The sequence below is a fragment of the Saccharopolyspora sp. CA-218241 genome, assembly GCF_050954615.1.
In the GTDB taxonomy this organism is placed as follows: Bacteria; Actinomycetota; Actinomycetes; order Mycobacteriales; family Pseudonocardiaceae; genus Saccharopolyspora; species Saccharopolyspora cebuensis.
The window spans coordinates 3,050,847-3,064,615 of the sequence record NZ_CP191860.1; the positions used below are offsets into that span (position 1 = coordinate 3,050,847).

A 13,769-nucleotide genomic window follows, 5' to 3' on the forward strand; every position below is an offset into this window, starting at 1 on the left:
CGGTGTCGCCGAGCTCGTCCAGCCATTCCAGTCGCTTGGTCAGGTTCTTGAAGTGCGACCAGGTCGGGCCCTTGGCGGGTTTCTTCAGCCAGCCGCATGAGTCCTGCCCGCTGAGCAGCGCTCATGCGGTCGTGGATACCCGCGCAGATCGAGGCGTTCACCTCGGTGCGGATCTTCGAGGCCATCTTGTCGAAGGTCGAGAAACCGGGCAGCTCCAGCCCGGCCTCCACCACCATCTCCGGGACGTCCTCCAGCGCCGGGAAACACCCCATGCGCCGGTACGACTTCAGCATCAGCAGCAGCGCCAGCAGATGCTCATCGCAGTCCGTGGCATCGGCCGCCCACTCCAGCTCGTCGCGGCTCGGAGAGAAGAACAGGTGCAGCTCATGTGCGGTGATCAGCCGCTTGAACCGCGGATACGCGGTCCGTTCAATCGATGTCACAACCCACCCCAGGCCCCAGACGGCGCTCAACATCACCACCAACCACACTGAGCCGAATGGGTGACGGCCGACGGGCTCAAGATCATCCCGTTGCCCCTTTGGCACATATCTCGGTCACACCCCCCATAGGGCGAGCCAGGCTCCCCAGGACCTCGGCGAACAGGGCTCGGGCCTGACCGCAGGAAAGGCGGGCGAGGCCGGTGTCCTGGCATGCCTCACGCGGGGAGACACCTCGCCCGGGCCGGGCAGACAGTGGGTAACGAACACGGGCCCGCGGGTACGGGTCTTGCTCAGCCGGGGCAGCCGACGCCGTCCGGGAGCCGCCGAATTCGTAGAGCGAAATGGCGTGCGTGGAGGACGCTCGAGCGTAGTCCGCCCGCGATGAGGGCGGTGCGGATACTGAGGTGGTCAGGACCGACGGTCGCCAGCCCACCCGCAGAACGAGGCACGCCTGGCGCCAGGCTGGTCACGATGACAGCTCACCGAGGGGCCCCAGCCGGTACCTCGCGGCCGCGGTGGAGCATCGCGATGTCGGCGTTCCCGGCGCGGCGAGCGGACCGGCCTCGGCATCGGAGCACCACGTCCGCGCCTAGCGGGCTCGGCCCTTGGACGCTGCCCGCACGCGCCGGTGGCTGTAGTAGAGCAGGCCGAGCAGCGCCAGCCCGGAAAGGATCAGGCTCGCGCAGGTGCTCCACCCTGCCAGAGGCACCTGCGGCACGACGCCCCACACGATCCCGGCGCCGATGAGCGCCAGCCCGGCCAGCACGGACCCGGCGATCCGCGGCGGAGTCGCCACGCTGTCCTCGGCGGCCTTCAGCGCCCGCCGCCGGACCGGCTCGATGTAGCGCTCGAGGGCCGGGAACGTCTCCGCGAGCGTGATCAATCCCGCGAGCACCAGCAGCAGGCCGGGGCCGGGCAGCACCAGCAACGCCACTCCCGCGAGCACCAGCACGCTGCCCACCACGGTCAGCACGACCCGCCGCAGCGGGTTCTCCTGGGGCATCCGATCCCTCGCTCCCGGTGGGCGCCGTGGGTCTCCAGGCTAGCGGGCCACCCCGCTCCTCCGTCGTGTTGAACCAGGTCATGAGCTTTGGCGGTGTTGCTCGTGGCGGATCTTTTCGGGGGTTGTCGGAGGTATTAATTTCATTCAACACTGAAGTAATAGATGTTCTTAAACCAAAAAGGGAGCCGAGCGGCCGTCTCGTGGCACCGGGTGCCTAGTGCTGCGGGAGGTCGCGGAGGGCGTGTTCGAGCTGCGCGAGCACCGCGTCGGGCGGCGCTGCGGTGCGCAGGACGCCGACCACGACGTTGTCCTGCTCCGCCGGTCGCGGTGCCGACAGGGCGGCGTGCACGGAGTCGAGCGCGGTGCGCAGCTCGGCCTTGGCGTCGCGCGCTCCCCCGCTCTTGAGCCACTGCCGCAGGACGTGGTTGTGCGCGGCGACCACCGCCGCGGCGGCGACGGCCGCGTGCAGCTCCCCGCCGGGCCGGTCGGCGTAGCGGGCGCGCAGGAACCGGGCGAAGACCCGCTGGTAGCGGTCGATGCTGGTGATCTCCTTGTCCCGCAGCGACGGCACCTGGCGGGTCAGGGCGAACCGCTTCAGCGACACGGCGGGTTCGGCGAGGTACATGTCGAGCACCACCTCGGCGGTCCCGGCCAGCACGCGCAGCGGGTCCGCGGCCGGGTCCGCGCCGTCGAGCAGGTCGACGACCTCGCCGAGCCGCTCGTCGTGGCTGGGGAACACCACGTCCTCCTTCGCCCGGAAGTACCGGAAGAAGGTGCGCCTGCTGATCCCGGCGGCCTCGGCGATGTGATCGACGGTGGTCGCCTCGAAACCCTGCTCGGCGAACAGGTCCAGCGCGGCCAGGGCGAGCTCCCCCCGCACCCGGCGGCGGCCCTGCGCGGTGCGCCCCGCGCGGGGTTTGGGCGTCGGGGACTCGGACATGGGCGGAATATAGCATCGAAAGCCGTTGATGGTGGCACTCAGTGCCGTTACGATGAGCGGAGGCGAGGCCGTGCGACGACGACGGCCCGCGGACCGGGAACGGGAGGCAGAGCGGTGGACCCGAGCTTCGGCACCTACCAACTGGCCGAGGAGCACGACGCGCTGCGCGAAGCGGTGCGGGCCTTGGCCGACAAGGAGATCGCCCCGCACGCAGCGGCGGTCGACGAGGAGGAGCGCTACCCGCGCGAAGCGCGCGACGCCCTGGTCAAGGCCGGGTTCGCGGCCGTCCACGTGCCCGAGGAGTACCAGGGCGAGGGCGCCGACTCCGTCGCCACCTGCATCGTGATCGAGGAGGTCGCCCGCGTCTGCGCCTCCTCGTCCCTCATCCCGGCGGTGAACAAGCTCGGCACCATGCCGATCCTGCTGTCCGGCTCCGAGGAACTCAAGCAGCTCGTCCTCCCCTCGATCGCCCGCGGCGAGGCCACCGCCTCCTACGCGCTGTCCGAACGGGAGGCCGGCTCCGACGCCGGGTCGATGAAGACCCGCGCCCGCCTCGACGGCGACCACTGGGTGCTGAACGGCAGCAAGTGCTGGATCACCAACGGCGGCGAGTCGAGCTGGTACACCGCGATGGCGGTGACCGACCCCGACAAGGGCAGCAACGGCATCAGCGCCTTCGCGGTGCACCGGGACGACCCCGGATTCGTGGTGGGACCGAAGGAGAAGAAGCTCGGCATCAAGGGCTCGCCCACCGTCGAGCTGTACTTCGAGGACTGCACCATCCCGGCCGACCGGATCATCGGCGAACCCGGCACCGGCTTCAAGACGGCGCTGCGCACCCTCGACCACACCCGGCCGACCATCGGCGCCCAGGCCATCGGCATCGCCCAGGGCGCGCTGGACGCCTCGCTGGCCTACGTCAAGGAGCGCAAGCAGTTCGGCACGGCCATCGCCGACTTCCAAGGCGTGCAGTTCATGCTCGCCGACATGGCGATGAAGATCGAAGCCGCCCGGCACATGGTCTACGTCTCGGCGGCCCGCGCCGAGCGGGGCGAGGGCAACCTCGGGTTCATCTCCGCCGCCGCCAAGTGCTTCGCCTCCGACGTGGCGATGGAGGTCACCACCGACGCCGTGCAGCTCTTCGGCGGCGCCGGCTACACCCGCGACTTCCCGGTGGAGCGCATGATGCGCGATGCCAAGATCACCCAGATCTACGAGGGCACCAACCAGATCCAGCGCATGGTGATGGCCCGCTCCCTGCTCAAGGGCTGAACCACCGGCGGTCGGCGCCCGGCCTCTCCTCCCCCTGTGGGTTCCCCGGCCACGGCGTCGACCGCCCGCCTCACCGTGCGACCGGATCGGAACCGCGTGCACGCACGTTCGCGCGAGCGGCCGCGGCCTCCCGAGGCCGATGCCGCCACCGGGCCTCCGTGCGCCGAACAGCGCCTGCGCAACCATCGCGTTGCGAGGTGCGTGCGCGACCGAGGCCGCCCGCCGCAGCAGGTGCTATCGAGCTCGGCCTGCCATCCTGGGCCGTAGGTCCACGAGCAGGGGAGGCGGTATGGGCAGTTCACCTGAGCCAGCACATCCGCTGGAAGTGCTGTACCACGTCCGCGACGGGCTGCGCGAGGCCACGACGAGCCAGCTCCGGGCCGACCTGACGAAGCAGGACCTGCCGTCCTACGGGTGGACCCTGCAATCCATCCTCGACAACCTGATGGAACTCACCCGGGTGCTCGCCGGGCAGATCGACGATCTGGACCGGGAGCGCCTCTACCGGGGCACGTTGGGCGACCACCCCTACGAGGTCATCGATCACGCCGTGGACCAGCTGCGCGCACTCCAACGCACCCTCGCGGTGGCCACCCGCGATGTCGCGACGTATCGCTCCGACGCCCTCCACGTGCACCGCAACGTCCGCGACCAGGAGCGATGAAGGCCCCCGACCGGCACGTCAGCTCTCGTCGGGGTGGTCGGCGCGCTGCGCGAGGTAGTTGCCCGATTCGGCGTAGACGCTGGTGAGCAGCCACGCCCCGACTCCGATGTCGTCGGTGATGCCCAGCAGCGGCAGGAACTCCGGCAGCACGTCCACCGGCGAGACCAGGTACACCAGCGCCAGCCCCCACAGCAGCAGCTGGTAGCGCGGCAGCGCCGGATTCCGGCCCCGCCAGGTCGCGCCCAGCATCCCCGGCACCGCCCGCGCCCGGCGCAGCGGGTTCGCCTCCGGCCCCGTCGCGGTGCGGTGCGCCCGGGCGACCGCCCGCACCGGCGCGATCCTGCGCCGCACCCGCGCCACCACCCCGGCGACCAGCACCCCGAGCCCGCCGGCGATCAACCCGCCCGGCAGCAGCCACCCGCCCGCGATGTCACCACCGCCCACCACGGCCAGGACCACCCCGGCGACCAGCAGCAGACCACCGAACAGGATCACTTCGCGCCTCCTTCCCGCCTGCGATCAGGTTGCCACACCCGGCCGTCGAGGGGCGGGTCCGCACGTTCCGTGGCACGGTCGATCCGCAGGCGGACCGGCGATCGGGAGGAACGACGTGGTCGACCAGGCCGAGTCGCGACCCCGCGACACCTCGCTGGCCCGGGCGAGCGGAGCGATGGCGGTGGCGACCGCGGTCAGCCGCATCAGCGGACTGCTGGCCAAGGTGCTGCTGGTCGCCGTGCTCGGGCTGGGCGTGGTCAACGACTCCTACACCGTGGCCAACACGCTGCCGACGGTGGTCAACGAACTGCTCCTCGGCGGGGTGCTGACCAGCATCGCGGTGCCGCTGCTGGTGCGCGCCCAGCAGCAGGACGAGCGCGAGGGCGAGCACTACGCGCAGTGGATGATCACCATGGGCGCGGTGCTGCTGGTGGCGGCCACCGCGCTGGCGGTGGCCGCCGCTCCCCTGCTCACCCAGCTCTACCTGGGCAGCGACACCCGCGCGAACTCCGCGCTGACCACCGCCTTCGCCTACCTGCTGCTGCCCGGCATCATCTGCTACGGCCTCTCGGCGCTGCTGCAGGCGATCCTCAACGTGCGCGGCGTGTTCGCCATCCCGGCCTGGGCCCCGGTGCTCAACAACCTGGTCGTGATCGCCACCGTCGCCGTCTACGCGCTGCTGCCCGGCGAGATCTCCCTCGACCCGGTGCGGATGGGCCAGGCGAAGCTGCTGGTGCTGGGCATCGGGACCGCGCTGGGTATCACCGCGCAGGCCCTGGCGATGGTGCTGGCGCTGCGGCGCAGCGGCTTCCGCTGGCGGTGGCGGTGGGGCTGGGACCACCGGCTCGCCGAGTTCGGCGGCCTCGCCTTCTGGGTCGTGCTCTACACCGCCATCAGCCAGCTCGGCATGATCGTCATCACCCGGGTCACCGCGCAGGGCACCCCGGGCAGCGTCTCGACCTTCAACTACGCGTGGCTGCTGTCCCAGGTGCCCTACGGCGTGCTCGGGGTCTCGCTGCTCACCGCGCTGATGCCCCGGATCAGCCGGGCCGCGGGCGCAGGACGCACCCGCGAGTTCGTCTCCGACCTCTCGCTGGGCTCGCGCACCAGCGCCGTGCTGCTGCTGCCGATCAGCGCGCTGCTGGTGGTGGCGGGCGGTTCCCTCGGGGTGGCGTTCTTCTCGCTGGGCGCCAGCGGGATCGACGCCGCCGACCGGCTCGGCGTGGCGCTGGCCGCCGCCGCGGTCGGCATCGTGCCGTTCGCGATCACCATGCTGCAGCTGCGCGCCTTCTACGCGATGAAGGATTCCCGCACGCCCACCTGGATCAACCTGATCATGGTCGTGTTCCGCAGCGCGCTGTGCTACCTGTGCCTGGCCGTGCTCGCCCCGGAAGACCTGGTCGTGGGCGTCTCGCTGGCGATGTCGCTGAGCTTCGCGCTCGGCGCGGTCGTCGGCCAGGTGTGGCTGGCGGCGCGGGTCGGCGGGCTGGAGACCGGCCGCACCCTCGCCGGGCTGGGGCGCGCGCTGGCGGCCACCGCGGTCGGCTGCGGTCTCTCCCTGGCCGCGGCCGGCGCCGTCCGGGCCGCCGTCGCCCCGCAGGACCGGATCGTCACGGCGTGGCTGGAACTCCTGGTGCACTGCGCCGTGCTGCCCGCCGTCAGCTACGGCCTGCTCGCCCTGTTCCGCGCCCCCGAACTCGCTCCGGTGCTGGCCCGGCTGCGCCGGGGGCGCGGCTGACCGCCGGGAAAGGCGTTCCTCGGCCGCCTCCGCGCCCGACTCGAAAACCCCGTCGATTCGCCCGGGCAGCACCGGGAATTCCGCGCCGACGCGCAACCGGATCTTCATGAAGTCGTTTCCGCCCGTTGCCGGTTCCGATTCAGCGCCGCGACATCGAGGAATCGCACCATTCGTCCGGGCCGTCAACCTCGCGCGCATGACCTTCCTGGACCCCGCGGGACGCCACTTCTACGCGCGGTGGGACTGGACGGCGCAAGCCGTCGTGGCCAACCTGCGGATGGCAGCAGGTTATGCAGATCCGGCGCTACCGAGCCTGGTCACCGAACTCAGCGCGGGCAGCGAGCAGTTCCGCGCCCTCTGGAACGCCCACGCGGTGCGCGGCAAGACCGGCGACCCCAAGCACCTGGTCCACCCCGACGTCGGCCCGCTCACGCTCATCTACCAGGCATTCGACGTGCGCAGCGCACCCGGGCAGCAGCTGGTCCCCCACCACGCAGAACCCGGCACCCCCAGCGCCCACGCCCTGGCGCTGCTCAGCAGCCTCCACGCGCCCACCCATATCGAGAACACCGCGAACAGCTGATCAACGAGCCCGCAGCTTTTCGACACCTGACCACCCCGGGAGTGCCGGCCCGCACTAAACCGTCAGGTCTCCGACGCCCTACCCGACCGCGGGGCGGGCGAGCGATCGACGGCCCGGACGGCGGTCGGGGCGCCAGGTGCTGACCAGCACCGCGGCGAGGAGCAGTTCGGCGATGTCGCCGAAGTAGTACATCAGCTCCGCACCACCCCGGACCTCGGCTGCGGGGGCGTGCACCACGATCCCGACACCGCCGTACATGAGCTGCGCGAGCACCGCGTGCACCGCGATGGCGCAGCCGAGGTAGACCAGGCGGGCGCGCACCCCGGGACGCGCCGGATCCGGGTCCGGACCGGCGATGGCGTGGGCGAACAGGTAACCGGAGAGCACGAAGTGGACGTGCACCAGCCAGTGCCCCACCGGGTGCGCCGCGGTGGCCTCGTGCAGCGGGGTGCCGTAGAGCACGACGAGCCCGCCGCTGGACAGCAACAGCGCGGTCGCCGGGTGGGCCAGCAGCCGGGCCAGGCCGCTGTGCAGCACCCCGGTCAGCCGCCGAGCGTGCGCGGTGGGCAGGGTGCGCAGCAGCAGGGTGACCGGGGCGCCCAGCACCAGGCCGAGCGGCGCGTACATCCCGATGAGCAGGTGCTGGACCATGTGACCGCGGAAATCGGCGTGGGCGAACGGCGCCACCGGCGGCAGCAGCGCCACCGCCAGCAGCGCGAGGCCGGTGAGGAAGCCCGCGGTGCGCCACCGGCTCCAGCCCCGCACCTGGTTGCGCCACCGGGCCCGCCGCGCCAGGTGCAAGTAGCCGCCTGCGACCACGAGCACGGCGAGCGCGGGCAGCACCACCCCCGCTAGCCCGCCGCCCACCGCGTGCTCGGCGTGGGCCATCACGACCGCTGCCCGCCTCGGCGCGCGGCCGCGGCGCCCGGACCGGACGGCCGTCCGCTGCGCTGGAGCCAGTAGCCGACCGCGACCAGCAGCGCACCCAAGACGAGGAAACCGATGTCCCACCACAGCCGGTGGGGGCCGCCGTGGACGTGGTGGATGCCCAGGACGTGGTGGTCCACGATCCCCTCGACGAGGTTGAACAGGCCCCACCCGACCAGGACCCAGCCCCACAGCACGCGCGAAGCCCACACCTGGCGGCGGCGGTAGGTGACCCGCGAGTGGAGCAGGGCCAGGCCGATCAGGACGGCGAGCCAGCACACGGTGTGGAACAGGCCGTCCCACAGGGTGTTCATCTCGAGCCCGGAAACCGTCTCCGGGTCGTAGTACCGCACCCCGATGTTGTCGGTGTCCGTGCTGCTCAGCATGTGGTGCCACTGCAGGACCTGGTGCAGCAGGATGCCGTCGACGAACCCGCCGAGCCCCACCCCCAGCACGATGCCCGGCAGCCTCAGGACCCCCGCGGTCGCTCCGGTCTCCCTCTCCACTGCGGACATCCTCCGGCGGCCGGGCTACTTGCGGGTGCGGGCGTAGCTGCGGGTGCGCTCGGCGCGCAGCGCGGTGAGCTCCGGCGGATCGGCCAGCGGCTCCAGCGGCTCGCCGATCGCCCACTCCAGCAGCAGATCGGCCAGCTTCGGATTGCGCGCCAGCACCGGCCCGTGCAGGTAGGTGGTGACCACGTGGCCGCAGACCGCACCCTCGACCTGGTCGTAGCCGTTGCCGGTACCGCGCACCACCCGGCCCAGCGGTTCGGCGTGGCCGCCCAGGCGGGTCCGGCCGAGGTGGTTCTCGAACCCGGTCAGGGCGCCCACCCCGCCCAGCGCGGAATGGGTGGTCACCTCCCCGATCGCGCGGTCCGGTCCCGGTTCGGTGACCGCGTCGACCAGCCCGAGCCCGGAGTGCCGCTGCCCGTCGCCGGTCTCGAAGCTCGTGCCCAGCACCTGCAGTCCGCCGCAGATGCCCAGCACCGGCGCACCGCGCCCCACCGCCCGCTGCAGGCCCTGGTTGCGGCGCAGGAACCGCACCGCCGCGACCTGCGCGACGTCCTCACCACCGCCGAGCAGGTAGAGGTCGCAGGAATCGGGCACCGCCGCCGACGACGACAGCACGGTGATCGTCTCGCTGGCGATGCCGCGCCAGGACAGCCGCTGGGCGAGCACCAGGACGTTGCCGCGATCGCCGTAGGTGCCCAGCAGGTCGGGCAGCAGCAGCGCGATGCGCACCGGTTCGGCGGTCATGCCCGCTCCTTCCGCGCGAACAGGTCCCGGAACGCCGTGTAGTTCGCGATCACGTCCGGGATCCCCTCCCCCGCCGCCGAACCGACGGCCTCCAGCACGGTGGGCACCACCGCGCAGCGCACCCCGGCGTAGCGCAACCGCACCGCCAGGTCCAGCGCCCGGTCCCCCGAGACGACCACGGTGCGGTCCCGCAACGATTCGAAGTCCACGTCCCACAGCCACGACACGTCGTAGCCGTCGGCCTCCCGGCTGTTGACCACCAGCACCAGCGGCCGCTGGTGCCCGGAGACCAGGTCGAGCATCTCCAGCCAGCTCGCCGGGTTCTTGGCCAGCAACAACCGGACCGTCCGACCGGCCAGCCGCACGGTGCTGTAGCGCCCGCTGGCCTGCGCCATCCCGCTGATCCGCGCCAGCGCGGCCGACCCGTCGCAGCCCAGCGCGAGACCGGACGCCAGCGCGAAGGTCGCGTTGACCCGGTTGACGTGCCCCGGCAGGCCCAGGTCGAGCTCGTGGTGGGTGCCGTCGGGGCCGATCACGCCCGTGCCGGTGACCGTCCAGTCGGCCACCGGCCTGCTCAGCCCGCAGGCGCAGGTCCACTCGACGTCGGTCTCGCCGAGGTAGGCCCCGCAGCGCGGGCAGTTCGACGCGTCGTCCTTCCACCGCGCACCACCGGACACCCAGGTCACCTGCGGGTGGTCGATCGCGGCGAAGACGATGTTGGGGTCGTCGCGGTTGGCGATCACCCGGGCGCCGGGGGCGCGCACGAGCGCCCGGCGCAGGCTCTCGGCGACGGTGCGGATCTCCCCCACCCGGTCGAGCTGGTCCCGGCTGAGGTTGAGCAGGACGATCACCGACGGCTCGAACCGGGCGGTGACCTGCGCCAAGTGCAGCTCGTCGACCTCGAGGGCGGCGTAGGGCGCGTCGAGGGCGGACAGCAGCGCGGCGACGTGGCCGTCGGGCATGTTCGCGCCGGTCGCGTTGCTGACCGCGGGCGCCCGCGAGCGCAGCGCCTCGGCGACCATCTGGGTCGTGGTGGTCTTGCCGTTGGTCCCGGTCACCATCACGACACGCCGATCGAGCGCCAACCGCCGCAGGGCGTCGGGCTGTACTCTCAGGGCCAGCCTGCCGCCGATCATCCCGCCGCTGCCGAGGCGGAACCGCTGGGACAGCGCTGCGGCGGTGCGACCGACGCGCACGGCCAAGGCGGTGCGCGGATCGGGTCGGTGCGGACGCCGGGGCGGGACGAGCCGCCAGTTCTGCTCGGCTCTCGGACCGGTCGCGTCCGGGTTCGTGCCGGTCCTCTCCCGGGTGGTATCGGTCATGCGTCACTCCCCCACTCGGCGAGCCGCGCGCAGGCGGCTCACGGCGCGGGGCGGCGCCGCCTCATCCATCCCCCGGCTGCGCCGCGTCCCGCTTCCTGGCCAGTGTCGCGCGGGAACGGCGATACAGCGCGATGACCAAGAGGAGCAGTCCCCCCACCACCGCACCGGGGCCGACCCAGCCGTGCAGGGCGGAGATCGCGGTGGGGTCCGCGGACGTGGCGGCCAGGACGAGGGGCATCGCGCGGGTTCCTCTCCGCTGCCGGGGAGCGCCGGGGCCGACGCCGGTCCATCGTGCGCCGGTCATCGGGGCGGACCGGGCCGCAACACGCCGGGCCATCATCCGGAAGGGAACGAGTCACCCGACATCATGATGCTCAGCGCACGCGGAGTGACCACTGCGGACAGCGGCCGGTCGGCCACGGCGATCCGGTATTCGACCGCACGGCACGGAAAACTTCGACCTGACCGGGAGGGCCGTCCACTCCCGACCTCACTCGTTCAGGTCGGAAGCGCAGAGCACCCTCGGCGATCATCCTTCGCGTCAGTAGGGTCGGAAGTGCGGTCCACCCGTCGTTTCGGACGATCCGGAGGGAGTTCGCCGTGACCCAAGCCCTGCTGCTCGTGGTGCTGACCGCCCTGGTCCTCGGCGCGATCGGCTGGACCATCTGGGACGTCCGCAGCGATGTGCGGCGACGGCGCCTGAAGTGAGGGAAAACGATGCCGCGCGGGGCCCCGCCGGAGAGAGGCAGGCGGGGCCCCGCGCGGTTCACCCGATCACCCGGACCGGGTGAGTCACCGCAGGGCGAGCTCCTGCCCGGGGAAGATCAGGTTCGGGTCGCTGATCTCGCCGGTGTTGAGCTCGTGCAGCTTCTGCCAGTCCACGCCGTACAGGGCGGCGATGGAGCCCAGCGTGTCGCCGGAGCGCACGGTGTAGCTGCTGCCGTCGGCCGACGTGTGCTGCTCCTGCTGCGATCGGTCGGAGCCGCTGGTCTCCGAGGACTGGCTCGACCCGGTCTCGCCGGAGGACTGCGCCTCGGCGGAGACGTCCTGGTGCGCAAGGTCGCCGCCGGCGGTGAGGCCCGCCTCCTGCGAGCACACCGGCCAGGCGCCGGGGCCCTGGCCCTGCAGGACGCGCTCGGCGACCGCGATCTGCTGCTCGCGGGTGGCGTCGGCGGCGTTGGCGGCGTACTGGTCACCGCCGTAGGCCGACCAGGTGGAGGGGCTGAACTGGAGCCCACCGGAGTACCCGTTGCCGGTGTTGATCTGCCAGTTGCCGCCGCTCTCGCACTGCGCGACGGCGTCCCAGGTGGACTCCGACGCGGCGTTGGCGGGCAGGGCGAGGACGACCGGAGCGGCGATCACCGCACCGGTGACGGCCACGCGGGCCGCGGTGCGGCCGGTCTTGCGGTGCTTGCCTCGGGAGCTAGCCATGATGGTCCTCCTGCTGCGCCGGCACGGTCCGGCGCGCGGCGCCGCTCCCGTGCTCCTGCCCCTCGGGATTCGGGGAAGGAAGACCGCGGGGCAGGATCGGCGGACGGTCTTCCAGGGGTCTTGCGTGCATCGGCTCGGGGGGCCGACGCCGGGCGACGCTACGTAGCGACGAACCCCGGAACCAAATCGAGCGACGGTGGCACTCGCCATAGAAACACCACCAAGATCGGCGCGATGTCGATGTTTTCGCAGATCAGAGGATCGCTACACCGATCTCCACCGCGGGACCCATGATCACTGAGCGTGAGACTTGGACCACCTGGCCCGCCCCGCGGGCGAGCACGGAGCGTCCCCCGCCGTGCTCGATCAGTGCTCGCGATCGTCCACGGCGGACTTTTGCGGGTGCTTCCCGGCGGTCTTTCTCGTCTGCTTTGCGTGAATTGATTTTATTGAGCACTGAAACCATGGACGATCACGAGGGAGTTGGTGGCGCCCACTTCGGCCCACCTGTTCTCCAGCTCCGGACCTGGCCGAGTGGACGAGCTGCCTGGTCGCCGAGGTGGGTGTGGTGCTCCTATCCCGGGATCAGGGTGAGCTGCCTACCGTGGGTCCATGGACTCATGGGAGGCGAAGGCGCTGGACAGCTCGCTGGGCGTGTTCCTGCGGGCGCGGCGTCAGCAGGTGCGTCCGGAGCAGCAGGGCCTCGTTCCGGGCGGGGCTCGGCGGGTGGCGGGGCTGCGGCGCGACGAGGTCGCGATGCTGGCGGGGATCAGCACGGACTACTACGTGCGGCTGGAGCAGGGCCGGGAGCGGCATCCTTCGCGCATGGTGACCGACGGGCTGTCGGCCGCCTTGTTGCTGGACCGTGCCTCGTCGCGGTATCTGCGTGAGCTCGCCACGGCCGACGACGAGGCCGAGGTAGGGGTCGCTTTCGATCCGGGCCGGCTGGAAGCGGTGCGGCCGCTGCTCGACTCGTTGACCGTCCCCGCGATCCTGGTGGACCGCTGGCTCAACATCGTGGCCGCCAACGCGTTGGGCGACATGCTCCACGAGGGGTTGGAGCATCGGGAGAACTACGCACGGATGGTGTTCTTGTCGCCAGGGGCGCAGGAGTTCTTCGTCGATTGGCCCGAGCTGGCCCGCTGCATGGTGGCGGCGTTGCGCGCCAGCGCCGGTTCCCAGTCGGGTTCGGGCCGGTTGGAGCGGCTGGTGGGTGAGCTCGCCGTGGCCAGCGCGGTGTTCAGCACCGCCTGGGCGCAGCACGAGGTGCATGAGAAGGCCGTCGACCGCAAGCGGCTCCGGCACCCGCTGGTCGGCGCGCTCGCATTCAACCAGCACGTGCTGGAGCTACCCGACAGCGACGGTCACCAGATCTGGGCCTACCACCCCACCGACGACATCACCGAAGAAGCGCTGGTTCGCCTCGGATCGCTCGCCACGTTGTCGGCTCCCCCGTTCACCACCCGAGAGGAGCGCACATCATGACGTCTCCCCGAACCTCGCCGGGGAGACTGCACCCGGGGTCGCTGCCGGTGCCGGAACAGGGCCTGGGCTGCACGGGGATGAGCGATTTCTACGGCAGGGCCGACGACGAGGTGGAGTCGCCCTACCCGGCACCGAACGGCGTAGCTACCTGGAAGGCAACCTCGCAGCCACCGGATTCAACCTCTGCCCGGGACGCTCTCGCCGAGATCT

General features: G+C 71.7%; 12 protein-coding genes and 2 pseudogenes. 5 read left to right on the forward strand and 9 right to left on the reverse strand.

What is annotated here, in order from left to right:
- Nucleotides 1-236 precede the first annotated feature (236 nt).
- The 3 genes and pseudogenes from ACQP0T_RS14545 to ACQP0T_RS14555 form a co-directional block, all read right to left on the reverse strand.
- A pseudogene (locus ACQP0T_RS14545) lies at nt 237-476 on the reverse strand (DUF4158 domain-containing protein); the annotation flags it as partial.
- 556 nt (nt 477-1,032) lie between these two features.
- Nucleotides 1,033-1,446 carry a PGPGW domain-containing protein gene (locus ACQP0T_RS14550; protein WP_433868551.1) on the reverse strand — a complete coding sequence of 138 codons (414 nt, stop codon included), beginning with the start codon at nt 1,444-1,446 and terminating at the stop codon, nt 1,033-1,035.
- 214 nt (nt 1,447-1,660) lie between these two features.
- Nucleotides 1,661-2,386 carry a TetR family transcriptional regulator gene (locus ACQP0T_RS14555; RefSeq protein ID WP_433868552.1) on the reverse strand — a complete coding sequence of 242 codons (726 nt, stop codon included), beginning with the start codon at nt 2,384-2,386 and terminating at the stop codon, nt 1,661-1,663.
- 114 nt (nt 2,387-2,500) lie between these two features.
- Between ACQP0T_RS14555 and ACQP0T_RS14560 the strand changes: the two genes are divergently transcribed.
- Both ACQP0T_RS14560 and ACQP0T_RS14565 read left to right on the forward strand, forming a co-directional pair.
- On the forward strand, nt 2,501-3,658 hold the full coding sequence (locus ACQP0T_RS14560; protein ID WP_433868553.1) for an acyl-CoA dehydrogenase: 1,158 nt from the start codon (nt 2,501-2,503) through the stop codon (nt 3,656-3,658).
- A gap of 289 nt (nt 3,659-3,947) precedes the next feature.
- Complete coding sequence (locus ACQP0T_RS14565; RefSeq protein ID WP_433868554.1) at nt 3,948-4,322, forward strand: hypothetical protein; 375 nt, start codon at nt 3,948-3,950, stop codon at nt 4,320-4,322.
- Nucleotides 4,323-4,340: 18 nt separating this feature from the next.
- On the opposite strand, the gene ACQP0T_RS14570 is transcribed toward ACQP0T_RS14565, so the two are convergent.
- Nucleotides 4,341-4,817 carry a YkvA family protein gene (locus tag ACQP0T_RS14570; protein WP_433868555.1) on the reverse strand — a complete coding sequence of 159 codons (477 nt, stop codon included), beginning with the start codon at nt 4,815-4,817 and terminating at the stop codon, nt 4,341-4,343.
- Nucleotides 4,818-4,932: 115 nt separating this feature from the next.
- On the opposite strand from ACQP0T_RS14570, the gene murJ reads away from it, so the two are divergent.
- Nucleotides 4,933-6,555: a murein biosynthesis integral membrane protein MurJ gene (murJ, locus tag ACQP0T_RS14575; RefSeq protein ID WP_433868556.1), complete on the forward strand. Its 1,623-nt coding sequence runs from the start codon at nt 4,933-4,935 to the stop codon at nt 6,553-6,555.
- Between the two features lie 163 nt (nt 6,556-6,718).
- Nucleotides 6,719-7,138, forward strand: a pseudogene (locus ACQP0T_RS14580) (transcriptional regulator); the annotation flags it as partial.
- A gap of 78 nt (nt 7,139-7,216) precedes the next feature.
- Here ACQP0T_RS14580 and ACQP0T_RS14585 read toward each other — a convergent pair.
- The 5 genes from ACQP0T_RS14585 to ACQP0T_RS14605 all read right to left on the reverse strand — a co-directional run bounded on the left by ACQP0T_RS14585 (nt 7,217) and on the right by ACQP0T_RS14605 (nt 12,074).
- A complete protein-coding gene (locus ACQP0T_RS14585; protein WP_433873721.1) occupies nt 7,217-8,026 on the reverse strand; it encodes a cytochrome c oxidase assembly protein in 810 nt (269 codons plus the stop codon).
- Nucleotides 8,026-8,571: a DUF2243 domain-containing protein gene (locus tag ACQP0T_RS14590; protein WP_433868557.1), complete on the reverse strand. Its 546-nt coding sequence runs from the start codon at nt 8,569-8,571 to the stop codon at nt 8,026-8,028. The genes ACQP0T_RS14585 and ACQP0T_RS14590 overlap by 1 nt, the downstream gene beginning before the upstream one ends.
- Nucleotides 8,572-8,595: 24 nt before the next feature.
- Nucleotides 8,596-9,321 (reverse strand): type 1 glutamine amidotransferase, encoded by a 726-nt coding sequence (locus tag ACQP0T_RS14595; protein WP_345366115.1) that lies wholly within the window; start codon nt 9,319-9,321, stop codon nt 8,596-8,598.
- A complete protein-coding gene (locus ACQP0T_RS14600) occupies nt 9,318-10,643 on the reverse strand; it encodes a MurT ligase domain-containing protein (protein WP_433868558.1) in 1,326 nt (441 codons plus the stop codon). The genes ACQP0T_RS14595 and ACQP0T_RS14600 overlap by 4 nt, the downstream gene beginning before the upstream one ends.
- Nucleotides 10,644-11,435: 792 nt before the next feature.
- Nucleotides 11,436-12,074: a transglycosylase family protein gene (locus tag ACQP0T_RS14605; protein WP_433868559.1), complete on the reverse strand. Its 639-nt coding sequence runs from the start codon at nt 12,072-12,074 to the stop codon at nt 11,436-11,438.
- Nucleotides 12,075-12,686: 612 nt separating this feature from the next.
- Here ACQP0T_RS14605 and ACQP0T_RS14610 point away from each other — a divergent pair.
- A complete protein-coding gene (locus ACQP0T_RS14610; protein WP_433868560.1) occupies nt 12,687-13,559 on the forward strand; it encodes a helix-turn-helix domain-containing protein in 873 nt (290 codons plus the stop codon).
- Nucleotides 13,560-13,769: the final 210 nt, after the last annotated feature.

Excerpts from the sequence above, each read along its gene's own strand:
- ACQP0T_RS14550 (WP_433868551.1), bottom strand. The coding sequence starts at position 1,446 with ATGCCCCAGGAGAACCCGCTGCGGCGGGTCGTGCTGACCGTGGTGGGC.
- ACQP0T_RS14555 (WP_433868552.1), bottom strand. The coding sequence starts at position 2,386 with ATGTCCGAGTCCCCGACGCCCAAACCCCGCGCGGGGCGCACCGCGCAG.
- ACQP0T_RS14565 (WP_433868554.1), top strand. The coding sequence starts at position 3,948 with ATGGGCAGTTCACCTGAGCCAGCACATCCGCTGGAAGTGCTGTACCAC.
- ACQP0T_RS14585 (WP_433873721.1), bottom strand. The coding sequence starts at position 8,026 with ATGGCCCACGCCGAGCACGCGGTGGGCGGCGGGCTAGCGGGGGTGGTG.
- ACQP0T_RS14595 (WP_345366115.1), bottom strand. The coding sequence starts at position 9,321 with ATGACCGCCGAACCGGTGCGCATCGCGCTGCTGCTGCCCGACCTGCTG.
- ACQP0T_RS14600 (WP_433868558.1), bottom strand. The coding sequence starts at position 10,643 with ATGACCGATACCACCCGGGAGAGGACCGGCACGAACCCGGACGCGACC.
- ACQP0T_RS14605 (WP_433868559.1), bottom strand. The coding sequence starts at position 12,074 with ATGGCTAGCTCCCGAGGCAAGCACCGCAAGACCGGCCGCACCGCGGCC.
- ACQP0T_RS14610 (WP_433868560.1), top strand. The coding sequence starts at position 12,687 with ATGGACTCATGGGAGGCGAAGGCGCTGGACAGCTCGCTGGGCGTGTTC.